Origin of the sequence: Guptibacillus hwajinpoensis (assembly GCF_001039475.1) — a bacterium.
Classification (GTDB): domain Bacteria; phylum Bacillota; class Bacilli; order Bacillales; family Guptibacillaceae; genus Guptibacillus; species Guptibacillus hwajinpoensis.
Genome location: NZ_LELK01000001.1, coordinates 1,089,604 through 1,114,211, shown reverse-complemented (window position 1 = coordinate 1,114,211; position 24,608 = coordinate 1,089,604). Strand labels below are relative to the sequence as shown.

The 24,608-nt window shown below is 41.7% G+C and carries 24 protein-coding genes and 1 other annotated feature; all 24 genes read left to right on the top strand.

Annotation, left to right across the window (positions count from 1 at the left end; genetic code table 11):
* Positions 1 to 149 precede the first annotated feature (149 nt).
* Positions 150 to 1,067, top strand: coding sequence for a sigma-E processing peptidase SpoIIGA (gene spoIIGA, locus AB986_RS05645; RefSeq protein ID WP_048309883.1), 918 nt, complete (start codon positions 150 to 152; stop codon positions 1,065 to 1,067).
* A 33-nt stretch (positions 1,068 to 1,100) separates the two neighbouring features.
* Positions 1,101 to 1,820, top strand: a complete 720-nt coding sequence (gene sigE, locus AB986_RS05640; protein ID WP_048309882.1) for an RNA polymerase sporulation sigma factor SigE — start codon at positions 1,101 to 1,103, stop codon at positions 1,818 to 1,820.
* An 83-nt stretch (positions 1,821 to 1,903) separates the two neighbouring features.
* Complete coding sequence (gene sigG / locus AB986_RS05635) at positions 1,904 to 2,683, top strand: RNA polymerase sporulation sigma factor SigG (RefSeq protein ID WP_048309880.1); 780 nt, start codon at positions 1,904 to 1,906, stop codon at positions 2,681 to 2,683.
* A gap of 70 nt (positions 2,684 to 2,753) precedes the next feature.
* On the top strand, positions 2,754 to 3,023 hold the full coding sequence (locus AB986_RS05630; RefSeq protein ID WP_048309878.1) for a YlmC/YmxH family sporulation protein: 270 nt from the start codon (positions 2,754 to 2,756) through the stop codon (positions 3,021 to 3,023).
* 96 nt (positions 3,024 to 3,119) lie between these two features.
* Positions 3,120 to 3,944: a peptidoglycan editing factor PgeF gene (pgeF, locus tag AB986_RS05625; protein ID WP_048309877.1), complete on the top strand. Its 825-nt coding sequence runs from the start codon at positions 3,120 to 3,122 to the stop codon at positions 3,942 to 3,944.
* A gap of 7 nt (positions 3,945 to 3,951) precedes the next feature.
* Entirely contained in the window at positions 3,952 to 4,629 is a 678-nt protein-coding gene (locus tag AB986_RS05620; RefSeq protein ID WP_048309875.1) for a YggS family pyridoxal phosphate-dependent enzyme, read from the top strand.
* Positions 4,630 to 4,656: 27 nt separating this feature from the next.
* A complete protein-coding gene (locus tag AB986_RS05615) occupies positions 4,657 to 5,091 on the top strand; it encodes a cell division protein SepF (RefSeq protein WP_048309873.1) in 435 nt (144 codons plus the stop codon).
* Between the two features lie 9 nt (positions 5,092 to 5,100).
* Positions 5,101 to 5,376, top strand: a complete 276-nt coding sequence (locus AB986_RS05610; RefSeq protein ID WP_048309871.1) for a YggT family protein — start codon at positions 5,101 to 5,103, stop codon at positions 5,374 to 5,376.
* Positions 5,376 to 6,149: a YlmH family RNA-binding protein gene (locus AB986_RS05605; protein ID WP_048309870.1), complete on the top strand. Its 774-nt coding sequence runs from the start codon at positions 5,376 to 5,378 to the stop codon at positions 6,147 to 6,149. Before AB986_RS05610 ends, AB986_RS05605 begins: the two co-directional genes overlap by 1 nt.
* Before the next feature lie 88 nt (positions 6,150 to 6,237).
* Complete coding sequence (locus AB986_RS05600; protein WP_048309868.1) at positions 6,238 to 6,750, top strand: DivIVA domain-containing protein; 513 nt, start codon at positions 6,238 to 6,240, stop codon at positions 6,748 to 6,750.
* A 74-nt stretch (positions 6,751 to 6,824) separates the two neighbouring features.
* Positions 6,825 to 7,040, top strand: a binding site (T-box leader).
* A 76-nt stretch (positions 7,041 to 7,116) separates the two neighbouring features.
* Entirely contained in the window at positions 7,117 to 9,873 is a 2,757-nt protein-coding gene (gene ileS, locus AB986_RS05595; protein ID WP_048309866.1) for an isoleucine--tRNA ligase, read from the top strand.
* Between the two features lie 172 nt (positions 9,874 to 10,045).
* Entirely contained in the window at positions 10,046 to 10,507 is a 462-nt protein-coding gene (lspA, locus tag AB986_RS05590) for a signal peptidase II (protein ID WP_048310914.1), read from the top strand.
* Positions 10,507 to 11,421 (top strand): RluA family pseudouridine synthase, encoded by a 915-nt coding sequence (locus tag AB986_RS05585; protein ID WP_048309864.1) that lies wholly within the window; start codon positions 10,507 to 10,509, stop codon positions 11,419 to 11,421. Before lspA ends, AB986_RS05585 begins: the two co-directional genes overlap by 1 nt.
* 550 nt (positions 11,422 to 11,971) lie before the next feature.
* Complete coding sequence (pyrR, locus tag AB986_RS05580) at positions 11,972 to 12,514, top strand: bifunctional pyr operon transcriptional regulator/uracil phosphoribosyltransferase PyrR (RefSeq protein ID WP_048309863.1); 543 nt, start codon at positions 11,972 to 11,974, stop codon at positions 12,512 to 12,514.
* A 139-nt stretch (positions 12,515 to 12,653) separates the two neighbouring features.
* On the top strand, positions 12,654 to 13,970 hold the full coding sequence (locus AB986_RS05575; RefSeq protein ID WP_048309862.1) for a solute carrier family 23 protein: 1,317 nt from the start codon (positions 12,654 to 12,656) through the stop codon (positions 13,968 to 13,970).
* A 146-nt stretch (positions 13,971 to 14,116) separates the two neighbouring features.
* Positions 14,117 to 15,016: an aspartate carbamoyltransferase catalytic subunit gene (locus tag AB986_RS05570; RefSeq protein WP_048310913.1), complete on the top strand. Its 900-nt coding sequence runs from the start codon at positions 14,117 to 14,119 to the stop codon at positions 15,014 to 15,016.
* The gene (locus tag AB986_RS05565; RefSeq protein WP_048309861.1) at positions 15,016 to 16,296 is read left to right on the top strand and encodes a dihydroorotase; all 1,281 of its coding nucleotides are present in this window, start codon (positions 15,016 to 15,018) and stop codon (positions 16,294 to 16,296) included. The genes AB986_RS05570 and AB986_RS05565 overlap by 1 nt, the downstream gene beginning before the upstream one ends.
* Positions 16,296 to 17,384: a carbamoyl phosphate synthase small subunit gene (locus AB986_RS05560; protein ID WP_048310911.1), complete on the top strand. Its 1,089-nt coding sequence runs from the start codon at positions 16,296 to 16,298 to the stop codon at positions 17,382 to 17,384. Before AB986_RS05565 ends, AB986_RS05560 begins: the two co-directional genes overlap by 1 nt.
* Entirely contained in the window at positions 17,377 to 20,586 is a 3,210-nt protein-coding gene (gene carB, locus AB986_RS05555; protein ID WP_048309860.1) for a carbamoyl-phosphate synthase large subunit, read from the top strand. Before AB986_RS05560 ends, carB begins: the two co-directional genes overlap by 8 nt.
* Positions 20,583 to 21,350: a dihydroorotate dehydrogenase electron transfer subunit gene (locus AB986_RS05550; RefSeq protein ID WP_048309859.1), complete on the top strand. Its 768-nt coding sequence runs from the start codon at positions 20,583 to 20,585 to the stop codon at positions 21,348 to 21,350. Before carB ends, AB986_RS05550 begins: the two co-directional genes overlap by 4 nt.
* Positions 21,347 to 22,288 (top strand): dihydroorotate dehydrogenase, encoded by a 942-nt coding sequence (locus AB986_RS05545; protein ID WP_048309858.1) that lies wholly within the window; start codon positions 21,347 to 21,349, stop codon positions 22,286 to 22,288. Before AB986_RS05550 ends, AB986_RS05545 begins: the two co-directional genes overlap by 4 nt.
* Positions 22,261 to 22,986 (top strand): orotidine-5'-phosphate decarboxylase, encoded by a 726-nt coding sequence (gene pyrF / locus AB986_RS05540; protein ID WP_048309857.1) that lies wholly within the window; start codon positions 22,261 to 22,263, stop codon positions 22,984 to 22,986. Before AB986_RS05545 ends, pyrF begins: the two co-directional genes overlap by 28 nt.
* Positions 22,970 to 23,617, top strand: a complete 648-nt coding sequence (pyrE, locus tag AB986_RS05535; RefSeq protein ID WP_048309856.1) for an orotate phosphoribosyltransferase — start codon at positions 22,970 to 22,972, stop codon at positions 23,615 to 23,617. Before pyrF ends, pyrE begins: the two co-directional genes overlap by 17 nt.
* A gap of 10 nt (positions 23,618 to 23,627) precedes the next feature.
* Positions 23,628 to 24,284, top strand: a complete 657-nt coding sequence (locus AB986_RS05530) for a class I SAM-dependent methyltransferase (RefSeq protein ID WP_048309855.1) — start codon at positions 23,628 to 23,630, stop codon at positions 24,282 to 24,284.
* Positions 24,285 to 24,608: the final 324 nt, after the last annotated feature.

The following is a 24,608-nucleotide window of genomic DNA, read 5'->3' as shown; positions in this document are numbered from 1 at the left end:
GACGGCTTTTGTTTGGGTTAGAAAGTGAAGGGTGACAAAACTAGTTATATTTATGCAAAATAACCTCAGTCAAAACAGCACAATCTGACAGTTTTTCAATGCAATGTAGTCTATACTAAGAATCAAAATCGCAAGGGGGGAGGCAACCGGTGGCAGTATATTTGGATGTAATCTGGCTATTGAATTTTTGCTTTGATTACATGCTACTTGCACTAACGGCTTTATTCTTGAAGCGACAAGTTAGGAAAAGACGACTTGCAATCGGTGCTCTTATTGCTTCCTTTTATGTATTGTTTCTGTTCATCCCAGTTCTTACATTCATGGTAAATCCTATAATTAAATTGTTGTATTCTCTTGTGATTGTAAGTGTAACATTCGGTTTCAACAGATTTCGCAGTTTTTTTCAATGCTGGCTACTGTTTTATTTTGTAACGTTTATGATTGGCGGAGGAATGATGGGTGCCCATTATTTTCTGCAACAAGATGTAACGGTCTACAACGGTGCTGTAGCTACACAAGGAACAGGATTTGGAGATCCGGTGAGCTGGCTTTTTGTACTAATTGGGTTTCCATCAATCTGGTGGTTCTCAAAAAGGAGAGTTGATACGCTCGAAACAACCAAGATTCATTACGATCAATTAGCTAATGTGGTCATTCATATTGATGACCATACAATTTCAGCGGTTGCACTCATTGATAGTGGAAACCAACTCCAAGATCCTTTGAGTGGTTCTCCAGTGATGATTCTAGATATGACAGTTCACGCCGAACATTTTCCAACAACTTTTATTGAAAAGGCAAAGAACGTCACCGACTTTCAAGAAGAAGGAGAGGTAGATAAATGGGAACATAGACTAAGAATCGTTCCTTTCAGAGCTGTCGGACAAGATCATCAATTCTTATGTGCCATAAAGCCGGATGAAGTCGTTATTTCAATGGACGATGGTGCCATAACTGTAAAGAAGGTTCTTGTTGGGCTGAGTTTTCACACTATTTCTGGCGAAAAAGAATATAGCTGTATCCTTCATCCGAAAATGTTGACAGGACATAAAGCCACTGCGTCTTAGGAGTAAAAAAAGACAATCAGGGAGGAATTCTGGATGGGGAAAATGAGGATTAAACTAGTACTTTTGTGGCAACGTTTGTTAATGAAGCTTGGCATTAAGCCAGACGAAATTTATTACATAGGAGGAAGCGAAGCGCTCCCTCCTCCTCTCTCGAAAGATGAAGAGGCACATTTATTAATTCAACTACCAAAAGGCGATAAGGCTGCAAGATCAATCTTAATCGAAAGAAATCTTCGCCTTGTTGTTTACATTGCAAGAAAGTTTGAGAATACAGGAATCAATATTGAGGATTTGATTAGTATCGGAACAATCGGTTTAATTAAAGCAGTTAACACCTTTAATCCTGAAAAGAAAATCAAGCTCGCGACCTATGCTTCAAGGTGTATAGAGAATGAGATTCTTATGTTTCTCCGGAGAAATAATAAAATCCGATCAGAGGTGTCATTTGATGAACCGCTAAATGTTGATTGGGATGGCAACGAGCTGTTGTTATCCGATGTACTTGGGACAGATGAAGATATTATTACAAGAGGGATTGAAGCACGTGTGGATCGACGTCTCCTTGTAAAAGCACTTGAAACGCTCAATGCTCGCGAAAAACAAATCATGGAGCTAAGGTTTGGTTTAGCGGGTGAAGAGGAGAAAACACAAAAAGATGTTGCAGATTTACTTGGCATTTCCCAATCCTATATTTCAAGACTTGAAAAACGAATTATTAAAAGGCTTCGGAAAGAATTCAACAAAATGGTGTAAGCATTCTAACATGACATATGCATAAAATTCCCACTCGCGGAGATACTTTACTTTGACAGCATCTCCGATGAGGAGGGAATGAGTTGACACGAAACAAAGTTGAGATTTGTGGAGTAGATACATCCAAACTTCCAGTTCTGAAAAATGAGAAGATGAGGATTCTTTTTAGACAGATGCAGGAAGGGGATATCTCTGCACGTGAAGAACTTGTGAACGGCAATTTACGCCTTGTTCTAAGCGTCATTCAGCGGTTTAACAATCGAGGAGAATATGTGGATGACCTTTTTCAGGTTGGTTGTATTGGCCTGATGAAATCCATAGATAACTTTGATTTAGGGCAAAACGTGAAATTCTCTACTTATGCGGTGCCGATGATTATCGGCGAAATCAGACGATATTTGCGTGATAATAATCCGATTAGAGTTTCTCGATCGCTACGCGATATCGCATATAAGTCTCTCCAGATCAGAGATAAATTGATGACGAAGAATTCTCGAGAACCAAACCCAACGGAGATAGCAAAAGAGTTGGGTGTAACAAAAGAAGAAGTTGTGTTTGCACTCGATGCGATTCAGGATCCAGTTTCACTATTCGAACCTATTTACAATGATGGGGGCGATCCTATTTTTGTAATGGACCAAATCAGTGACGATAAACAAAAAGATATTCAGTGGCTTGAGGATATTGCGTTAAAAGAAGCAATGACGCGGTTAAATCAACGAGAGAACATGATTCTTCAAATGAGATTCTTCCAAGGGAAAACGCAGATGGAAGTAGCAGATGAGATTGGCATTTCGCAAGCGCAAGTGTCCCGTCTTGAAAAAGCAGCTATTCATCAAATGAACAAAAATATTCAAAGTTAGAATGAGACCTGTGAAACAGGTCTTTTCTTTTGCCTACTTTTCATATAATGAGATGAAGGGTGGGTGCGCGATGATAAAAATATCAGAGTTTCAAGTAAAAGATGTTGTGAACGTATCGAATGGAAGAAAACTTGGGCACATCGCTGATTTAGAAATCAACTTAACGACTGGAAAAATAGAAGCGATTGTGATTCCTGGACCCGGAAAGATGATGGGCTTATTCGCACGGGAAAGCGACGTTGTTATCCCGTGGCGCAACATTGTGAAAATTGGTTCTGATGTGATTTTGGTCAGGCATCAAGATACGTCAGATGGTGAACCGTACCAAAAAGAATCATAAGAGAGGAAAGATCTAACAATCTATACCCCTTTGCTTCAACATATTATGATAAAATAGGGTATAAACTTGTTCAGGTATTAAAGGGGTGTAATTGTAGTGAAAGAACCGTTCCAACAGACAACTGCTTTAACATCACTGGCACTTCAGTTTGCAGATCAAGCTAACCGGGGTAGTAATCTAAAAGCAGGTTTTACAACCCGTAGAAACGGAGTTAGCCTTGCTCCGTTTTCTAGCTTGAATCTAGGCTTTCATGTACCAGATCTAGCCAAAGATGTACTAGCAAACCGAAATAAGCTTGCAGAAGATGTAGGAATACCTCTCGATCAATGGGCTGTTGGTGAACAAATTCATGGTTCAGCACTTGCAAAAGTGACATCAAACGAAAAAGGTCGAGGTACGAGAACTCATGAAGATGCGATTAGCCTTGTAGATGGATTATATACAGATGAAAAAGACCTTCTCCTAACAGCGCTATATGCAGACTGTGTGCCTCTATACTTCTATGCTAAAGAAGCAGGAAGAGTGGGAATAGCCCACGCAGGGTGGAAAGGTACGACGAAGAATATTGCAGGAGAGATGATTACTGTCTGGAATAAGGATGGTATTAAGAAAGAAGATATTCAAGTTGCAATTGGACCTTCAATAGGGAAATGTTGCTATGAGGTAGACGAAGGTGTAATCAATGAGGTCAGGAAAGTAACTAAGAACTCAAATGGACTTTTTGAAGAGAAAGCAAACGGTAAATATCAGCTTGATTTAAAAGAGGTTAATAAAGATCTTCTTCTGAAGTCTGGCATTAAACAAAACCACATTGCGGTAAGTCAATATTGTACAAGCTGCAGCAATTTGTTTTTCTCACATCGCAGTGAGAACGGCAAAACTGGTAGAATGATGGGATACATAGGACTTGAGGAGGTATAGCATTAACGTGAATGTAAGAGAGAATTTAGAAACGATTACACGTAATATTAACGAAGCTTGTGAACGATCATCACGTCAATCAACAAATGTGAATGTGATTGCAGTGACCAAGTATGTAAGTATTGAACGGACAAAGGAAGCGTTGGATGCAGGAGTGTCAAACTTCGGTGAAAGCCGAGATGAAGGTCTATTAGAGAAAGTAAATGCAATAGGAACTGATCCTTCATGGCATTTCATTGGTACGCTCCAATCTCGTAAAGTGAAAGAGATTATTGACTATGTTGATTACATCCATTCTCTGGATCGCCGTTCACTTGCAAAGGAAATTCAAAAAAGAGCAAATCGTGAAATCAGCTGTTTCGTACAGGTGAACGTTTCTGGTGAAGAATCAAAGCATGGCTTGTCTCCTAATGAAACAATTCCTTTTATAGAGGCTTTAAAAGATTTCCCTATGATTAAAGTAGTTGGGTTAATGGCTATGGCGCCAAACACGGAAGACAGCGAGGAAATTCGTAACGTGTTTAAAACGCTTCGAACCCTTAGCGAGACTGTTCAAGACCTATCCATTGCTCATGCTCCATGTACAGAACTTTCGATGGGAATGTCTAACGACTATGAGATTGCGGTTGAAGAAGGTGCTACGTTTGTACGAATAGGGTCATCACTAGTAGGTAATGAGAAATAAAATAAGCTTGCCAGGAGGTGCAGGGAATTGGGAATCAAAACGAAATTCAAACAGTTCTTTGAACTTGATGATGAAACGATAGATTTAGGTGAGCAATATGAGCAAGATGAATATGTTGAAGAAGAGGAACCTAGTGAATTAAGCAGGACGAATCGTAAGCAGAACAAGCAAAATGTTGTGAGCCTGCAAAGCATTCAAAAGAACTCAAGAGTTGTACTGGTTGAACCAAGAGTGTATGCTGAAGCTCAGGATATTGCCGATCACGTCAAAAATCGAAAGTCCGTGGTTATGAATCTCCAGCGCATTCCAAACGATCAAGCCAGAAGAATTGTGGATTTTCTAAGCGGTACCGTTTATGCTGTTGGTGGCGATATTCAGAAACTTGGTCCGGATACGTTTTTGTGTACACCGGATAACGTAGAGATATCTGGTAATATTACCGATGAAATTTATGAAGATTAGACATAAAGGATGGTGAACGATTTGAACATTGCTTCAATCTTAGTTTCAGCAGTACAAATTTATACATGGATCCTCATTATTTATATTTTCATGTCTTGGATCCCAAATGCTAGAGAGTCTTCGATCGGTCAGATGATCGCTTCTATTGCAGAACCGTATCTCGCACCTTTTCGTAAGTTTATTCCGCCAATTGGTGGCATGTTGGACATTTCTCCAATCGTTGCGATTTTTGCACTGCAATTTGTTCAATATGGTATTATAGCTCTCTTTAGTATGATAGGCTGATGTCGATCTATGATCATTTTCGTCCGGAAGAACGGACGTTTGTTGACCGTGTCTTGCAATGGCAAGATGAAGTACACGAAAGATATGTACCTAAACTGACGGATTTTCTCGATCCACGAGAGCAGGATATGATTAAACAAATTATAGGGAATCATCCTGATGTTGGAGTATCTTTCTCAGGAGGGGTGGATGGCACAGAGCGAAAGCGCGCGCTACTCACTCCACCATACATAGAGGTTTCGCCTGATGATTTTGAGTTGACCGCATTTGAAATTACATATCCAGCTAAGTTTGTTTCCCTCTCTCACCCGGATTTACTTGGTGCTATGATGGGACTTGGGTTAAAACGTGATAAATTCGGTGACATTATCGTCCAAGATAGTACCGCTCAATTAATCGTCGCAAAAGAGATAGCGGATTTCGTGAAAATGAATTTAACTCAAGCAGGAAAAGCTTCTATCTCACCTGAGGAAATCGATTTATCTACTTTACGTATTAATGAAGCGGAATGGGAAGAACAAACAGGAACCGTATCAAGTCTTCGATTAGATACGGTGCTCGCTGAAGTGTACAACCTTTCTAGAACAAAAGTGGCCGCTATGATTGAACATGATCGAGCGAAGTTAAATTGGAAAGTCATTAGCCAGCCTTCATCAGAAGTAGCTGCTGGAGACTATTTATCTCTTAGAAGCTTTGGGAGAAGTAAGATCATTTCACTTGACGGTAAAACAAAGCGAGATAAGTGGCGAATAACTTATCAGATACGAAAATAATTTGTCATAATTAAAAGGATATCCTAACGGATTGTCGAAATACGTTTAAGTTGGCTATATGAATGAGAGTAAATCGGAGGTGGCTGAATTGCCTTTAACACCATTAGATATTCATAACAAAGAGTTTACTCGCGGATTCCGCGGTTATGATGAAGATGAAGTTAATGAATTTTTGGATCAAGTAATTAAAGATTACGAGACTGTGATTAGGGAGAAGAAAGAGCTTAATGAGAGAGTCAAGCTTCTTGAAGAAAGACTTGGGCATTTTTCTAATCTTGAGGAAACGCTAAATAAATCAATTCTTGTAGCACAGGAAACGGCTGAAGAAGTGAGACAAAACGCGAAGAAAGAATCAAGATTGATTGTGAAAGAAGCGGAAAAGAACGCTGATCGTATTATCAATGATTCACTCGCTAAAGCAAGAAAGATTTCCATGGACAATGAAGAACTAAAGAAGCAGGCAGCTGTTTATCGCACGCGTTTTCGTATGCTTGTTGAAGCCCAGCTTGAAATGCTGAATAATGAAGATTGGGACGGGCTAGTTGCTCGATTTGATGAAGAAGAAGAGCAGCAGCAGGAACAAATCGAAGAAAAAGCATAAGGCATTTGTATTTTATTTATCAATTCCTTGACTTCTTAATTTTATTTACACTATACTTTTATTAATAGCAATAACGATCGACTAAGAAGGGAAGAGTATCTGATTCCTACTTAACGAAGCGAGCTAGGGGCGGTGGGAGCCTAGTGTTAAGCAATCAGAGAAGATCGCCCCTGAGTCCCGTGCTGAACGATAAGTAAGCCCCGGCGGATCATTCACGTTACGAATGCAAAGTGAGCGCAACATGCGCTTAAGTTGGGTGGTACCACGGGAAAAACCTTCTCGTCCCTTTTTTAGGGACGAGAAGGTTTTTTTGTTTCTTATCTTATCGTTTAAGCCACATCGTTATAATTTGAAGGAGGAAACGCCATGAGCTTTAAAGAAACGCTCTTAATGCCAAAAACGAAATTCCCAATGAGAGGGAATTTACCGAATAAAGAACCTGATATGCAGAAAGAATGGGAAAGCATCAACCTTTATGGAAAAGTACAGGATAGAACGAAGGATCGTCCTTTATTCGTCCTCCACGATGGCCCTCCATACGCGAACGGCGATATTCATATGGGACATGCGGAGAATAAAGTTCTGAAAGACATTATTGTGCGTTACAAATCTATGAACGGTTTCAATGCGCCTTACGTACCAGGATGGGATACACATGGTCTTCCGATTGAACAGGCATTAACCAAAAAAGGCGTTGATCGTAAGAAATTAACGGTTGCTGAATTCAGAAAGAAATGTGAAGAATATGCGCTTAAGCAAGTTGATCGTCAACGCGAGCAATTTAAGCGTCTTGGCGTTAGAGGAGATTGGGATAATCCATACATTACGCTTGACAAAGGGTATGAAGCACAGCAGATTAAAGTATTTGGCGAGATGGCTAAGCGTGGATATATCTACAAAGATAAGAAGACGGTATACTGGTCTCCTACTTCAGAATCTGCTTTAGCAGAAGCTGAAATCGAATACCAGGATAAGCGCTCTCCTTCTATCTATGTTGCATTTGATGTGAAAGATGGCAAGGGGGTCCTTGAAGGTGACGAGAAATTCATTATCTGGACAACAACACCGTGGACGATTCCATCAAACCTTGCTATTGCTCTTAACGAGAAGTTTGAATACAGCGTTGTTGAAGCGGATGGAAACAAGTATGTTGTTGCAACAGAGCTAGTTGATCAATTGAAGGAAGAGTTTGAGTGGAGCAGTGTTAATGAGCTTAAGCGTGTTAAAGGTAGTGAGCTTGAGTATGTAACAGCTCAGCATCCATTGTATGATCGTGAATCGCTCGTAATTCTTGGTGACCATGTTACGCTTGATGCTGGTACAGGATGTGTGCATACAGCACCAGGACATGGTGAAGATGACTATATGATCGGACGTAAGTACAAGCTTGATATCCTTTGTCCTGTAGATGAGAAGGGCGTATTTACAGAAGAAGCACCTGGATTTGAAGGAATGTTCTACGATAAAGCGAATAAGCCAATTACAGAGAAACTTGAAGAAGCTGGCGCTCTCGTTAAGCTCACGTTCTTCACACACTCGTATCCACATGATTGGCGTACGAAGAAGCCAATTATTTTCCGTGCGACAGAGCAGTGGTTCGCTTCTATTAAAGAATTCCGTCCTGAACTTCTTCAAGCTGTGGCGGATGTGAAGTGGTTCCCAACATGGGGCGAAATTCGTCTTCATAATATGGTGAAAGATCGAGAAGACTGGTGCATTTCGCGTCAACGTGCATGGGGCGTTCCAATCCCAGTGTTCTACGGAGAAAACAATGAACCAATCATTACAGATGAAACGATCGAACATGTTTCTGAACTGTTCCGCAAACATGGATCTAACATCTGGTTTGAATGGGATGCAAAAGATCTTCTCCCAGAAGGATTTACTTCAGAGCACAGCCCGAATGGAGAGTTCCGTAAAGAAATGGACATTATGGATGTTTGGTTTGACTCCGGGTCCTCTCACCAGGCTGTTCTTGAAGAGCGTGATGATTTAGCTCGTCCAGCTGATTTGTATCTTGAAGGATCTGATCAGTATCGTGGTTGGTTTAACTCATCCCTTTCAACAGCTGTGGCTGTAACAGGTAAAGCGCCATATAAAGCTGTTCTAAGTCATGGATTTATCCTTGACGGAGAAGGTAAAAAGATGAGTAAGTCACTTGGTAACACGATGGTGCCAAATGATGTTATGAAACAGCTAGGTGCAGATATCCTTCGACTTTGGGTATCATCTGCTGATTATCAAGCGGATGTTCGCGTGTCGGATGATATTTTGAAGCAGGTTGCTGAAGTATACCGCAAAATTCGTAACACATTCCGCTTTATGCTTGGAAATCTAGAAGGGTTTGACCCAACTCAGGATCAAGTTGCTTATGAAGAGCTAGGTGAACTTGATCAATATATGCTTGTAAAGCTTAATAACTTAGTTGCCAAAGTGAAGAAGGCTTATGATGAGTATCAATTCTTAACTGTATACAATACAATTCATAACTTCTTTACAACAGAAATGAGTTCATTCTATCTTGATATTGCGAAGGATACGCTTTATATCGAACATGAAGATCATCCTAAGCGTCGAGCAATCCAGACTGTTCTTTATCAAACAGCTGTTGCCCTTACAAAGCTTCTTTCTCCAATTATTCCTCATACAGCAGAGGAAGTATGGCAGTTCGTTCCTGGAGAAAAGGAAGAATATGTGCAGCTTTCTGATATGCCTGAAGTTAGAAACTTTGAAGGGACATCAGAGCTTGAGCAGAAATGGGATCACGTGATGGAACTTCGTGATGAGGTTCTAAAAGCACTTGAAGAAGCTCGTAATGAGAAGAAAATCGGTAAGTCCCTTACTGCACAACTTCACATCTATGCAAATCAAGACACGAAAGAATTGCTTGAAGGTATTGCTAATCTGGAGAAACTATTCATTGTTTCAGCAGCATCCGTAGCTGGAACAAAGGCAGATGCTCCTGGTGAAGCGAAAACGTACGACGAGCTAGCGATCTTTGTTTCACCTGCTGAAGGTGAAACGTGTGAACGTTGCTGGCAAGTGAAGAAAGATGTTGGGGAACATTCAGACTACCCAACCCTTTGCGCGAGCTGTGCTGAAACAGTTAAAAACCATTATTAAGTAGATAAATGACGCTTTGCCTTGTTTGGCAAAGCGTCTTTTTTGCTGCGTAATAATGGAGGGAAGTCCTTATTTTCCAACAGTTTCATGACGAAGATTGAGTTTGGATTGTCTGCTGGGGTAAGCTGTGCTAAACTTTCATAGGAAGTAACATTTGATCGGAGGAGCGCACGTGTGGAAATATCTTATAGCCATTGGCATCATTTTTCTTGATCAGGTGACAAAATGGCTAGTTGTAAAGTATATGGAATATGGGGAAAGCATTACGCTAATTAACGACTTTCTTTATCTGACCTCACATCGAAACAGAGGCGCAGCCTTTGGAATCCTTCAAGGACAGATGATTTTCTTTTATATCATTACGATTTTTGTTATTGGTGCGGTTATTTATTATATGCAACAGTACAAGCATAGCCGTTTTGTGAGTATTACACTTGCACTTATACTAGGAGGCGCAATTGGGAACTTTATAGATCGAGTGCTTAAAGGAGAAGTGGTCGACTTTGTAGACACACTTATCTTCTCGTATGACTTTCCGATCTTTAACGTAGCGGATGCATCTCTAGTGGTCGGAGTTATTCTCATTTTTATTGGTACAATTTTTGAAAGTAAGCAGGCTAAAGGGGAAAACTAATGGAAAAATTCACTTTTAACGTATCAGAAGAAGAAAAAGGAGAGCGGATTGATAAGCTCATCACCTCTTACGAAAGCGACTGGTCTCGTAGCCAGGTTCAAACATGGATTAAGGACGAGAATATCCAAGTAAACGGTGCAGCCGTTAAAGGAAATTATAAAGCTTCTGTAGGTGACGAAATTGAGGTTACCGTTCCAGAACCAGAAGAACTTGAAATCGTTGCTGAAGATCTAAATCTTGACATTGTGTATGAAGATGCAGATGTACTCGTTGTTAACAAGCCGAGGGGGATGGTTGTTCATCCAGCGCCAGGTCATCCGAGTGGGACACTTGTTAATGGATTAATGCACCAGGTAAAAGATTTAAGTGGAATCAACGGTGTTGTGCGCCCTGGAATCGTTCACCGTATTGATAAAGACACTTCAGGTCTATTGATGGTAGCAAAGAATGATAAAGCGCATGAATCGCTCGTAAAACAGCTTCAAGCGAAAACGGTAAATCGTCGCTACACTGCGATTGTCCATGGCAATATCCAACACGATGTTGGCACAATTGATGCACCAATCGGACGTGATAAGCAAGATCGCCAAAAGATGACGATTACAGATGAGAATAGCCGTGATGCTGTAACGCATTTCAGAGTTCTTGAACGTTATCAGAAATTTACGTATGTCGAGTGTCAGCTTGAAACAGGTAGAACACACCAGATTCGTGTTCACATGAAATACATCGATCACCCTGTTGCTGGAGATCCAAAATATGGTCCAAGAAGAAAGTCACTGCCAATTGACGGACAAGCACTTCACGCTGGCGTTTTAGGCTTTAGACATCCTGTAACTGAAGAATGGCTAGAGTTCTCTTGTCCAATTCCTGAAGATATTGAAAGACTGCTTAAACGACTTAGACAAGATTAAGGTTGACTTAACCGTCTTTCTCTGACATACTTCTTTTAGACAATAGCATAACCTTTAACGACAGTCCCGTGAGGCTGCAAAGGAAAAACGGCTATGTACACACTGTACATTTGTATGCCCAAAACCCCTTTTGCCCTCATGGCAAAAGGGGTTTTTTATTCCAATACTCTTTTCTAAAGGCTCTTTCCGTAGAAATTATTGCTGTAAGAGTGGATACATTTCCGCTCCAGGATGCTCGCTTTCCGCGGGGCGGGACACTTGAGCCGTCGCTAACGCTCCTGTGGGGTCTCACCTGTCCCGCTAGTCCCGCAGGAGTCGAGCATCCTTCCGCTCCAATTAGCTGAATGTGGTTCTTTACTCAATATTTATTTCAAAAGCAACAACCTTTTAGAAAAGAGCCTTTCTAAAAGATTTTGGTACTTGAAAGTGATTTTGTTTACTAATCCACATAAAGCTCAATTGGAGCGGAAATTAACCCGCTATAGCAACAATGACTGTTATTAAAACCTTTACGAAAAAAACTTGATATAAAGAGAAAGGAGCAATCACCTTGGATAACAAACGAATTCTACTTGATGATCAAGCGATTCGAAGAGCGCTTACTCGGATTGCGCACGAAATTCTAGAACGAAACAAAGGAATTGAAAATACAATGCTTGTTGGGATTAAGACGAGAGGCATTTATTTAGCTGAGCGTTTGGCTGAACGAATTGAGCAAATAGAAGGTTCTGCTATATCTGTTGGAGAAGTTGACATCACGATGTATCGTGACGATCTTACTTACAAAAATGAGGATCAAGATCCGTTAATAAAAGGAACGAGCATCTCAAAAGATGTAACGGATCAGAAAGTGATTCTCGTTGACGACGTCCTTTACACAGGTAGAACAGTACGCGCAGCAATGGATGCGCTTATGGATCTCGGCCGTCCATCACAAATTCAACTTGCGGTGCTTGTAGATCGCGGCCACAGAGAATTACCAATTCGACCTGATTATGTAGGTAAAAACTTACCAACATCTAGTGAAGAAATTATTGAAGTTGCCCTGACAGAAGTTGATGAATTTGATCAGGTAAGCATTACACAATCGTAAATCGTGCTCCCTTTAAATCCGTCCAGAGAGACGGCCAAGGGAGGAGACGCGTCCTTTTTAAGGAGACGCGTGTACCTCCTTGCGGCCATGCAAGGAGTTTTTTTATGGCCGGGAAGCACATACTCAAGGAGGAAACAACATGAAAGAAGTATTAGGTATTAGAGACGTTCCAAAAGCATCCAGCTGGCTAACACTAAGCATTCAGCACTTATTCGCCATGTTTGGCGCAACGATATTAGTTCCATTCCTAGTAGGGCTCGACCCAGCAGTAGCTCTTGTCTCTAGTGGACTTGGAACCCTTGCGTATCTACTTATAACAAAAGGGCGTATCCCAGCCTACCTTGGTTCTTCGTTCGCCTTTATCGCACCGATTATTTCGGCAGTATCTCTGCACGGTCCAGAAGGAGCTATGATCGGTAGTTTCTTTGCAGGAATTGTATATGGACTTGTGGCAATTGGCATTCGTGCACTAGGTTTGAACTGGTTATTGAAACTTCTACCGCCAATTGTAGTTGGACCAGTTATAATGGTGATCGGACTTGGGCTTGCAGGTACTGCTATTGATATGGCAATGAATAACCCAGCAACACAAGCCTATAGTGGAACACATTTTACAGTAGCGCTTGTGACGCTCGGAGTCACGATCATCGCTTCAATGTTTCTCAGGGGATTTTTCAGCTTAATTCCAATTCTGATTGGAATTGTGTCTGGCTACTCATTTGCCTACTTTATGGGCATCGTTGATTTAACACCAATTCGTGAAGCAGCGGTCTTTCAAGTGCCAGATTTCGTAATCCCATTCAAAGATTACAACCCTGCAAGTGTGTTTTCATGGGAGATCCTCTTCATCATGGTACCAATTGCAGTCGTAACAATAGCTGAACATATAGGAGATCAAATGGTTCTAAGTAAAGTCGCTGGAAAGAATTTCTTGAAAACTCCCGGTCTGCACCGTTCGATTCTTGGAGACGGTGTTGCTACGATAATTGCTTCTTGTCTAGGCGGACCACCAAACACGACGTATGGTGAGAACATTGGTGTACTTGCCATTACGAGAGTCTTCAGTGTATTCGTCATCGGTGGAGCCGCAGTGCTTGCCCTCATCTTCGGATTCATTGGTAAAATCACAGCACTTATCTCGACAATTCCAACAGCCGTTATGGGTGGCGTATCCATTCTCCTTTTCGGAATTATCGCTTCATCCGGGTTGCGAATGCTGATTGATAACAACATTGATCTCGGAGAAAAACGAAATCTAATTATCTCTTCCGTTATCCTTGTGATTGGAGTCGGTGGAGCGTTTATACAAGTAAGTGATAACCTTCAAATAGCTGGTATGGCGCTTGCGACAGTGATAGGCATTGTTCTAAATTTAATTCTACCTGGTGGCGCTACTCAGCAGTCAGTTGAAAAGATGTTTGACGAAGATTTTGATAATACAGATACAGCCGCTTAGATTCATCCTTTAAAAAGGTACGAGAGACCTTTAAGGGTGGAGGAGAGACGCACTACGCGTCTATCTTTCTGCACCCTGAGACTCTATCAGGGTGCTTTTTTGTGAGAAATGGGAGCTTACAAACTATTGATTGGGGAGTGAATGATGTGAAGCATTTACTTGATATGACGTCATTAGAAACTGAAGAGATTCATGAAATTTTACAACGGGCTGAGCAATTCCGAACTGGAAAGGTTATAAAGAGCCCTGAAATGAAGTTCGTCGCAAACCTTTTCTTTGAGCCTTCTACGAGAACGCGATTTAGTTTTGAAGTGGCAGAGAGAAGACTAGGTTATGAGGTTATGAATTTTGAAACCTCCTCTTCAAGTCTACAAAAAGGTGAGAGTCTCTACGATACAATCAAAACGCTTGAAGCGATCGGTGCAAATGCCGTTGTGATTCGGCATCAAGATGAACGTTACTTTGAACCCCTTCTTAATGAAACTTCCCTATCAATTATTAATGCGGGAGATGGATGCGGTCACCATCCAACTCAATCCCTTCTTGACCTGTTCACAATCCAACAAGAATTCAATAAATTTAAAGGTCTCGAAGTTGTCATAGCTGGTGACATAAGACATAGCAGAGTAGCACGATCAAATGCGAGTGTATTGAAAAGGCTAGGCGCTCACGTTACTTTTTCTGGACCATCAGAATGGCAGGATGAGAGAATGTCAGAATTTCCTTATATCACAATGGACGAAGCAGTAGAACGAGCAGATGTACTGATGTTGTTACGCATTCAAAATGAGCGACACAGTACAAAGTGCAACGCTTCCTCTTCATACTTAGAATCATACGGATTGACGATCGAGCGAGAAAAGCGAATGCGCGCAAACAGTATTATTATGCACCCTGCACCAGTTAACAGAGGGGTAGAAATTGATACAACACTAGTTGAGTGTGAACGATCGCGGATTTTCAAACAAATGGAAAATGGTGTTTACGTTCGCATGGCTTGCTTAAATTTACTCTTACAAAACGCTCAGGAAGGAATGGTCGTGTAATGCTAATTCAAAATGCAAAACTTATAGATGATTCAGGAGATTTGATTAAGCAAGACGTTCTTATTTCGAAAGAAGGGACGATCGAGAAGATTGCAAGCGAGATTGATGCATCGGGTCACAACGTCTTTGACGCGAAAGAGCAGCTGCTTATTCCAGGTCTTGTCGATTTACATGTGCATTTAAGGGAGCCAGGTGGGGAGCATAAAGAAACGATTGAAACAGGAACAAAAGCAGCTGCAAAAGGCGGATTTACAACGATTGCTGCGATGCCAAATACAAGACCAGTTCCTGATTCTGTTGAATCGATGCAAAAGTTAAGTAAAAGAATAGAAGATACAGCAAACGTTCGAGTTCTTCCATATGGAGCAATCACAACAAGACAGCTTGGAGAAGAGCTCACTAATTTCGAAGGATTGAAAGAAAGTGGAGCATTTGCACTAACGGACGACGGCGTTGGGGTACAAAGTGCTGGGATGATGCTAGAAGCTATGAAGCGTGCGGCAGATAGCAATCTATCAATTGTTGCTCACTGTGAAGAAAACACGCTAATCAACGGTGGTAGCGTACATGAAGGCCATTTCTCGAAAAAGAATCATTTAAATGGCATTCCTTCAGTCTGTGAATCGGTACATATTGCGAGAGATGTTCTGCTAGCAGAAGCAGCGGGTGTTCACTACCATGTTTGTCACATTAGTACGAAAGAGTCAGTGCGAACAGTTCGTGATGCAAAACGAGCTGGCATTAACGTTACAGCAGAAGTAACGCCACACCATCTGCTTCTATCAGAAGAGAACATCCCTGGGCTTGATACGAATTACAAAATGAATCCTCCGCTTCGATCGAAAGAAGATCGAGATGCTCTTATTGAAGGGCTTTTGGATGGAACTATAGATTTTATTGCTACCGATCATGCCCCACATTCCGCTGAAGAGAAATCAAATTCAATGGAAAAGGCGCCGTTCGGCATTGTAGGACTTGAAACTGCCTTCCCACTTTTGTACACGAACTTTGTTGAAAAAGGAACATTCACATTGAAGCAGCTTGTTGACTGGTTAACGATTAAGCCGTCTACTGCATTTGGACTTCAGTATGGAAGCTTGAGAAATGGTGTGAATGCAGACTTAACTATCATCGATTTAACACAAGAGGAAGAAATCAATCCTGAGTCATTTTTGTCAAAAGGAAGAAACACACCTTTTGCTGGATGGACTTGCAAAGGATGGCCAGTAAATACTTTTGTAAACGGGAAAATGGTATACACGAAAGGGAGCGATCAATGATGAAAAGACAGTTAATCCTAGAAGATGGATCTATTTTTGTAGGAAAAGCGTTTGGTAGCGATATTGAGAAAAGTGGAGAGGTTGTTTTCAATACCGGGATGACTGGCTACCAGGAAATTTTATCTGATCCATCCTACTGTGCTCAGATTGTCACGTTAACGTACCCCCTTATTGGTAACTATGGGATCAACAGAGATGACTTTGAATCAATTAATCCTTCCATTCATGGTTTGATCGTGAAAGAAGCAACAGAGGTACCAAGCTACTGGAGAAACGAAATGACGCTTGATGAGCTACTCAGAGTAAAAGGAATTCCTGGATTAGCAGGCATAGATACTAGGAAATTAACCAAGCTTATACGCGCAAACGGGACGCTTAAAGGAAAAATGTGTAGCATGGACGTTCTCACTGAGAAAATTATTCGTGATTTACAGGAGACGCCGCTTAAACGAAATCAAGTGGAACAAGTGTCAATAAAAGCTCCATACGCGAGTCCTGGTCGTGGATATCGAATCGTCTTAGTTGATTTCGGAATGAAACACGGTATCCTGCGTGAACTAACGAAACGAAAATGTGATGTCGTAGTCGTTCCTTATCATACTTCTGCAGAAGAAATTCTTCGTCTTAACCCAGATGGTGTGATGTTAAGTAACGGACCTGGAGATCCAAAAGATGTACCTGAAGCTATTGAGATGATTCAAGGAATACTAGGTAAAATCCCATTATTCGGTATTTGTCTCGGACACCAGCTTTTTGCTCTAGCATGCGGTGCTGATTCTCAGAAAATGAAGTTTGGTCATAGAGGTTCCAATCACCCAGTTATGGATATGAAAACAGGTCGCGTTGCGATCACTTCACAAAACCATGGCTACACCGTAGAAGCGAAATCGCTTGAGGCGACAGATCTTGAGATTACACATGTCGCAGTTAATGACGAAACAATAGAGGGTGTAAAGCATAGTGTACATGCCGCTTTCAGTGTCCAATATCATCCAGAAGCATCGCCGGGACCAGAGGATTCTAACGCACTTTTCGATGATTTCATTACATTAATTACAACTTTCAAGGGGGAAAAAACATATGCCTAAACGTACAGATATACAAAAAATTCTCGTTATCGGATCAGGACCAATTGTAATCGGTCAAGCAGCAGAGTTTGATTATGCAGGCACGCAAGCTTGCCAGGCTCTAAAGGAAGAGGGATATGAAGTTATCCTAGTAAACTCTAATCCAGCTACGATTATGACTGATACAACGATTGCAGATGAAGTATATATTGAACCGCTAACCCTTGATTTTGTTAGTAGCATTATTCGAAAAGAACGACCTGATGCCCTCCTTGCAACCCTTGGTGGACAAACAGGACTTAACCTCGCGATGGAATTGTCACAAGCGGGAGTTCTTCGTGACTATAGTGTTGAACTACTCGGGACTAGCCTTGAAGCGATTCAGCAGGCAGAAGATCGTGATCAATTTAGAACATTAATGAACGAATTGAACGAACCAGTACCTGAAAGCGACATTATTCATAATCTTAATGAAGCTCATACGTTCGTAAAAAGAATTGGTTATCCCGTTATCGTTCGACCGGCCTATACTCTAGGTGGAACTGGTGGAGGTATCGTTAACAACGATGAAGAGTTAGAAGAAATCGTAAGCAGTGGTTTAAAATATAGCCCTGTTACACAGTGTTTACTTGAGAAAAGTATTGCGGGCTTTAAGGAAATTGAATACGAAGTGATGCGAGACGGACAGGATCAGGCAATTGTAGTTTGTAATATGGAAAACATTGATCCAGTTGGCATTCACACAGGTGATTCGATCGTTGTAGCTCCGAGCCAAACGCTTTCAGATCGGGATTACCAGATGCTTCGGAACGTCGCTCTAAAGGTGATTCGTGCTTTGAAGATTGAAGGAGGATGTAATATTCAGTTGGCGCTTGATCCATACAGCTTTCAGTATTACATCATTGAAGTAAATCCGCGGGTGAGTCGATCGTCAGCCTTAGCGTCAAAAGCAACAGGGTATCCGATTGCGAAACTCGCAGCCAAAATAGCCGTCGGATTATCTCTAGCGGAAATGAAAAATCCTGTTACTGGTAAAACGTACGCGAGCTTTGAGCCTGCTCTTGATTATGTAGTTTCTAAGATTCCGAGGTGGCCATTTGATAAATTTGAAAGTGCTAACCGTAAGCTCGGTACACAAATGAAAGCGACTGGGGAAGTAATGGCAATTGGTCGCACGCTAGAAGAATCACTCCTTAAAGCCGTTCGCTCACTTGAGTCGAATGTAAGTCATCTAGCCATCCCGTCATTACAAGGCATTGATGATGAGACGTTGGAGGCACGAATTCGTGTAGCAGATGATGAGCGTATCTTTGTTGTAGCTGAAGCGTTCAGACGTGGGGTAACGATTAAAGAAGTTCATGATTGGAGCGCAATAGATTATTACTTCTTAGTAAAAATACAGGGGATCATCGCACTAGAAGAGAAGTTAAAAGAGAATAAAGGCAATCTTGAGCTTTTACATGAAGCGAAACAAAAAGGCTTTTCTGATGAAATTATTTCTGAATTATGGAATCAAACTGAGCTCGAAATCTACGATCTCCGTAAGAAAGAAGCGATTGTGCCCGTCTATAAAATGGTAGACACGTGTGCTGGAGAATTTGAGTCAGAAACACCTTACTATTACTCGACTTATGAAGATGAAAATGAATCTTACAAAACAAGCAAAGAGAGTGTTCTTGTTCTTGGATCAGGTCCGATCCGAATTGGTCAGGGGATCGAGTTTGATTACGCGACTGTTCATAGTGTTTGGGCAATAAGAGAAGCAGGATATGAAGCCATTATCATTAATAACAACCCGGAAACTGTTTCGACGGATTTTAGTATCTCAGATAAGCTGTACTTTGAACCGCTAACGGTAGAAGATGTTATGCATGTAATTGAGCTTGAGAAGCCAACAGGTGTCATCGTGCAGTTCGGTGGTCAAACGGCTATTAATCTAGCAGATGAACTGTCAGCACGTGGCGTAAAGATTCTTGGAACGTCCCTTGAAGATATGGATCGAGCGGAGGATCGTGACAAATTTGAAATGGCGATGGCTGAGCTTAACATCCCTCAACCAGAAGGGAAAACAGCAACATCCATCGACCAGGCGGTTACCATTGCCACACGAATTGGCTATCCTGTTCTTGTCCGCCCGTCTTATGTACTTGGTGGCAGAGCGATGGAAATTGTTTACAAAGAGAGTGAGCTTCTGCACTACATGGAGAATGCTGTTAAGGTGAACCCTCAGCATCCCGTTTTAATTGACCGTTACTTAATGGGAAAAGAGATCGAGGTTGATGCCATTTCAGATGGTGAAACTGTTTTTATCCCAGGCATTATGGAGCACATTGAACGCGCGGGTATCCACTCAGGCGATTCAATCGCAGTGTATCCACCTCAGAGCTTATCAAAAGCAGTGAAAGAAACCTTAATCCAGGAGACGATTACACTTGCAAAAGGATTGAAGATCAAAGGACTACTAAACATCCAGTTTGTGATACAGAATGAGCAGGTTTATGTGCTTGAAGTTAATCCAAGATCAAGCCGAACCGTTCCATTTTTAAGTAAGATCACTGGTGTACCAATGGCGAATCTAGCAACAAAAGTGATTCTAGGAAAGTCGTTGAATGAACTTGGATACAGCACAGGCTATGGAGAAGAAAGAGCAGATGTGTATGTAAAAGTTCCGGTATTCTCTTTTGCAAAACTGCGCCGCGTTGATATTACGCTAGGACCAGAGATGAAATCAACAGGAGAAGTAATGGGGCGTGATTACACGCTCGAAAAAGCACTTTACAAAGGACTAGTAGCATCAGGAATGAACATTCCAACACACGGATCTGTTTTGTTCACGATTGCTGATAAAGACAAAGAAGAAGCAACAGATATTGTGAAGAGATTCCATGCAATCGGCTATCATATTCTTGCAACAGAAGGTACAGCTCAAGCCATTCGTGACATGAGCATCCCGGTTACAGTTGTTAATAAAATTGGAGCTGAGAAGCCGAACTTACTTCATGTAATAAGAGAAGGGCAGGCGCAATTTGTTATCAATACGCTAACAAGAGGGAAGCAGCCAGCAAGAGATGGCTTCCGCATTCGAAGAGAATCTGTCGAAAATGGAGTTGTATGCTTTACATCCCTTGATACTGCGAAAGCTTTATTACGCGTCATTGAAACAATGACATTCACAAGTACTAGCATGCCGAAATTTCACGAAAAAGAAGTGATTCATTCATGAGACAACTGAAAGCTGAGCTTGTTTCACAAACGGAAATCGCTTATTCCATCTTTGAAGTGATTGTTTATCACGAAGCGATTGATGAGCAGTTTCAACCTGGTCAATTTGTTCATGTCAAAGCAGGCAATGGATACGACCCTTTATTAAGAAGGCCTATAAGTATTTGCCATATTGACCCTGAGAAGCACTTGTTAACAATGATTTATCGTGCAGAAGGGAAAGGTACACGTTTGTTAGCTAAGATGGTGCCGGGGGGGGTAGTTGACCTCCTTGGCCCACTTGGTCAGGGATTTCCTGTTGAAAGTGTAGGAGCGGGAGACACAGCGTGGCTTGTTGGCGGTGGCATTGGTGTTCCACCACTTTATTACCTTTCTGAGGAGCTTACAAAACGTGGCGTAACAGTTAAGCATGTTCACGGTTTTCAAACAGAATCAGTTGTTTTCTATGAAGAGAAATTCAAAGCACTTGGTCCAGTGACGATTACAACTGCAGATGGTAGCTACGGTGAAAAAGGGTTCGTAACGACTCAACTTGATCACGATGCTGACTACCTATTTGCTTGTGGACCTTCGCCAATGCTTCGTGCGCTTGAAAGTTATCCAGCAAAGAAAGGTGTTTACTTGTCTCTTGAACAACGAATGGGGTGTGGCATTGGAGCGTGCCTCGCCTGCGTTTGTCATGTTCAAGGAGATGAAACAGGACTCGCTTATCGCAAAGTGTGCAGTGATGGCCCTGTATTCCGAGCAGGGGAGGTCGTTCTATGAGTCGATTACAGATTGAGCTTCCAGGTCTTCAGTTAAGAAACCCAATCATGCCTGCTTCTGGTTGCTTTGGATTCGGTCGTGAATACAGTCAGTTCTATAAGTTGGATCAGCTTGGCGCTATTATGGTGAAAGCAACTACAGCAGAACCCCGTTTCGGTAATCCGACACCGCGTGTAGCAGAGACCACATCAGGCATGCTTAACGCCATTGGTCTTCAGAATCCGGGACTTGAGAAAGTGATGAATGAGGAACTGCCCTGGCTCTCGCAGTATGATGTGCCAATCATTGCAAACGTTGCCGGATCAACGATTGATGACTATGTTTCAGTAGCAAAACGAATCTCAACCGCACCGAACGTTCATGCACTTGAATTAAATATTTCTTGCCCGAATGTGAAAGAGGGAGGGCTAGCGTTTGGAACTGTTCCAGAAACGGCTTATGAAGTGACGAAAGCGGTGAAGGATGTATCAAGTGTCCCTGTCTATGTGAAGCTTTCACCGAATGTAACGGATATCGTTCAGATGGCAAAAGTTGTTGAGAAAGCGGGAGCTGATGGACTTACAATGATTAATACGCTGCTTGGCATGCGGATTGATTTGAAAACGGGAAAGCCTATCCTTGCTAATGGTGCAGGTGGGTTATCAGGTCCAGCCATTAAACCTGTTGCCATTCGAATGATTCATCAGGTTAGTCAGCAGGTGAATATACCTATCATTGGCATGGGTGGAGTTCAGACAGCTGAAGATGTTGTAGAGTATTTCCTTGCTGGAGCAAGTGCAGTTGCAGTGGGTACAGCGAACTTTGTAGATCCATTCGTTTGTCCAACAATTATTGAAGCCTTACCTGCACTTCTTAATGAACTAGGTGTAGATCATATTTCAGAACTAACAGGAAGGAGCTGGAAAAAAGAATGGAACCTTCAATCATCCTCGCATTAGATTTCTCGAAAAGACAGGAGTTAGATCACTTACTATCAGCCGTTAAAGATGAAGAGCTTTTTGTAAAGGTAGGTATGGAGGCGTTCTATCTGTATGGACCTAAGCTAGTTGATGAATTGAAACAACGAGGTCATAGCGTTTTTCTAGATTTAAAGCTACACGATATACCAAATACCGTTAATAAAGCCATGAGGGGCCTTGCAGGACTAGGTGTTGATCTGATCAATGTTCACGCAAGCGGAGGCTCGCGCATGATGGCTGCAGCGATAGAAGGCTTAGAAGCAGGAACAAGTGCAGGAGAGAAGCGTCCAATGTGTATCGGTGTAACACAGCTAACGAGCACATCAGAAGAAATGCTTCGAAAAGAATTGCAAATTTCTTTGAACATGAAGGATAGTGTTGTCACGCTTGCAAATCTTGCGAAAAATAGTGGCCTTGATGGCGTCGTAAGCTCTGCCTTAGAAGTACCGATGATTAAAGATGCATGTGGCGACGAATTCTTAACTGTAACGCCAGGCATCAGACTTGAAGGCGATCTAGCAGGTGATCAGAATCGCGTCTGTTCACCAACAAAAGCTCGTGCACTAGGTAGTGATTACATTGTTGTCGGCCGCAGCATTACCGCTTCACCTGATCCATTAGCAGCCTACGTAAAACTCAAAACAGAATGGGGGATGACTCATGAAATCCATCGCTAAAGCACTACTTGATATCGAAGCCGTTAGCCTTCAGCCAAGGAAACCATATACGTGGTCATCAGGTCTTTTATCACCTATTTATTGTGACAATCGATTAACGCTTTCCTATCCAAGGGTGAGAAAAGAAATTGCTGAAGGACTCGTGGCGATTATTAGAAATCATTATCCTGAAGCAGAAGTCATTGCTGGAACGGCTACGGCAGGTATTCCCCATGCAGCATGGGTTAGTGATCACCTTGATTTACCAATGGTATACGTGAGAGGGAGCGCTAAAGGGCATGGGAAAGGAAATGTAATTGAAGGAAAAGTATCAAAGGGACAAAAAGTTGTAGTGATTGAAGATCTCATATCAACAGGTGGAAGTGCAATTGATGCAGTTAAGCAATTACAATCTGCTGGTGCAGAAGTGCTTGGCGTAGCTGCAATCTTTACATACGGAATGGAAAAAGGAAGAGAGCAGTTTGCGACAGAGCAAATTGCGTGGCAAACGCTAACCAATTTCGATGAATTGTTAACAAGCGCTGTTGAAACAGGTATGATTGAACAAAGAGAGGTTCAATCACTGCTTAACTGGCGTGACAATCCTGCTTCGACAGAATGGCTTGAGCAGCTGAAAAACCTCTCCGTTTAGGAGGGCTATGATGAGGAAAATGCAAGGAGAAGAGTTTGATTCGCTCGTATCCTTTTTTGATGATATGGCGAGAACAGAATGGCTTGGTGGTGTACACGATGAATTAAAGAAAGCTTCCGGTTCATGGGAAGATTTATCCGTTCTCGACGTTGGATGTGGAACAGGAAGACTATTGCTTCGCGGAGTAGAGGAAGCGAAACAGCTTTCAGGTATTGATCTATCTTCTGAAATGGTGAAGGCAAGCAAACAGAACTTTTTCTTTATTAATCGATCAAACAAAAGTCATTTTTCAGAGGGGGATGCTTGTAATCTCTCTTTTGAAGACAATACGTTCGATTTGTCATTGTCTACTTGTGTCATGTTTCTCTTACCAGAGCCTGAGGCAGGGATGAAGGAAATGATCCGCGTTACAAAAGATGGTGGAAGGGTTATCATGTTAAATCCATCTCTTCAAATGGATCAAATGGCTGCTTTTAAGTATGCAAAAAAGCATCAGATGAGCGGTTTTGAGCAAACATCGCTGTTAAAGTGGTCAAACGTATCAACGAAAAGACATCGCTATACACCAGAACAACTTAGCGAGAAACTAAAAGGACTTGGTGCTAAGGAAACGAAGCACATAGAAGTGCTTGATGGATTAGCGATTATTACGGTTGCAGAATTATAATAGATAAAAGAGGCTGGGACATAAGTAAATAACCATGAGAAAGACCCGAACAATTCATTTGAATCAGATCGGGTCTTTCGTAATTTACAGATAGGAAACAACCGCTTCGCCAACATACTTCGCTTTCCGCGGGCACGGCCTCAGTCTCCTCAGAAAGCAAAAAACGCTTTCCTGCGGGGTCTCTCGTGCTGTTNAGGAGTCTACGTATGTTGGCTACGCTAAGGTCTTACTCTTAACATTCAATATTCGCGATTTCCTTCATGTATTTTAGTTTTGTCACAGCCTCTTTTTGTTGGGAGAATTAACTCTCTCTAATAGTAACAA

Bases quoted from the DNA above. Each gene is read 5' to 3' on its own strand.
- AB986_RS05575 (WP_048309862.1), top strand. From the start codon at position 12,654: ATGAAAGAAGTATTAGGTATTAGAGACGTTCCAAAAGCATCCAGCTGG.
- pyrF (WP_048309857.1), top strand. From the start codon at position 22,261: ATGGAACCTTCAATCATCCTCGCATTAGATTTCTCGAAAAGACAGGAG.
- AB986_RS05610 (WP_048309871.1), top strand. From the start codon at position 5,101: ATGGTGAACGATTTGAACATTGCTTCAATCTTAGTTTCAGCAGTACAA.
- AB986_RS05545 (WP_048309858.1), top strand. From the start codon at position 21,347: ATGAGTCGATTACAGATTGAGCTTCCAGGTCTTCAGTTAAGAAACCCA.
- AB986_RS05565 (WP_048309861.1), top strand. From the start codon at position 15,016: ATGCTAATTCAAAATGCAAAACTTATAGATGATTCAGGAGATTTGATT.
- AB986_RS05530 (WP_048309855.1), top strand. From the start codon at position 23,628: ATGAGGAAAATGCAAGGAGAAGAGTTTGATTCGCTCGTATCCTTTTTT.
- sigE (WP_048309882.1), top strand. From the start codon at position 1,101: ATGGGGAAAATGAGGATTAAACTAGTACTTTTGTGGCAACGTTTGTTA.
- AB986_RS05630 (WP_048309878.1), top strand. From the start codon at position 2,754: ATGATAAAAATATCAGAGTTTCAAGTAAAAGATGTTGTGAACGTATCG.
- AB986_RS05550 (WP_048309859.1), top strand. From the start codon at position 20,583: ATGAGACAACTGAAAGCTGAGCTTGTTTCACAAACGGAAATCGCTTAT.
- ileS (WP_048309866.1), top strand. From the start codon at position 7,117: ATGAGCTTTAAAGAAACGCTCTTAATGCCAAAAACGAAATTCCCAATG.
- AB986_RS05560 (WP_048310911.1), top strand. From the start codon at position 16,296: ATGAAAAGACAGTTAATCCTAGAAGATGGATCTATTTTTGTAGGAAAA.
- AB986_RS05605 (WP_048309870.1), top strand. From the start codon at position 5,376: ATGTCGATCTATGATCATTTTCGTCCGGAAGAACGGACGTTTGTTGAC.
- carB (WP_048309860.1), top strand. From the start codon at position 17,377: ATGCCTAAACGTACAGATATACAAAAAATTCTCGTTATCGGATCAGGA.
- pyrE (WP_048309856.1), top strand. From the start codon at position 22,970: ATGAAATCCATCGCTAAAGCACTACTTGATATCGAAGCCGTTAGCCTT.
- AB986_RS05585 (WP_048309864.1), top strand. From the start codon at position 10,507: ATGGAAAAATTCACTTTTAACGTATCAGAAGAAGAAAAAGGAGAGCGG.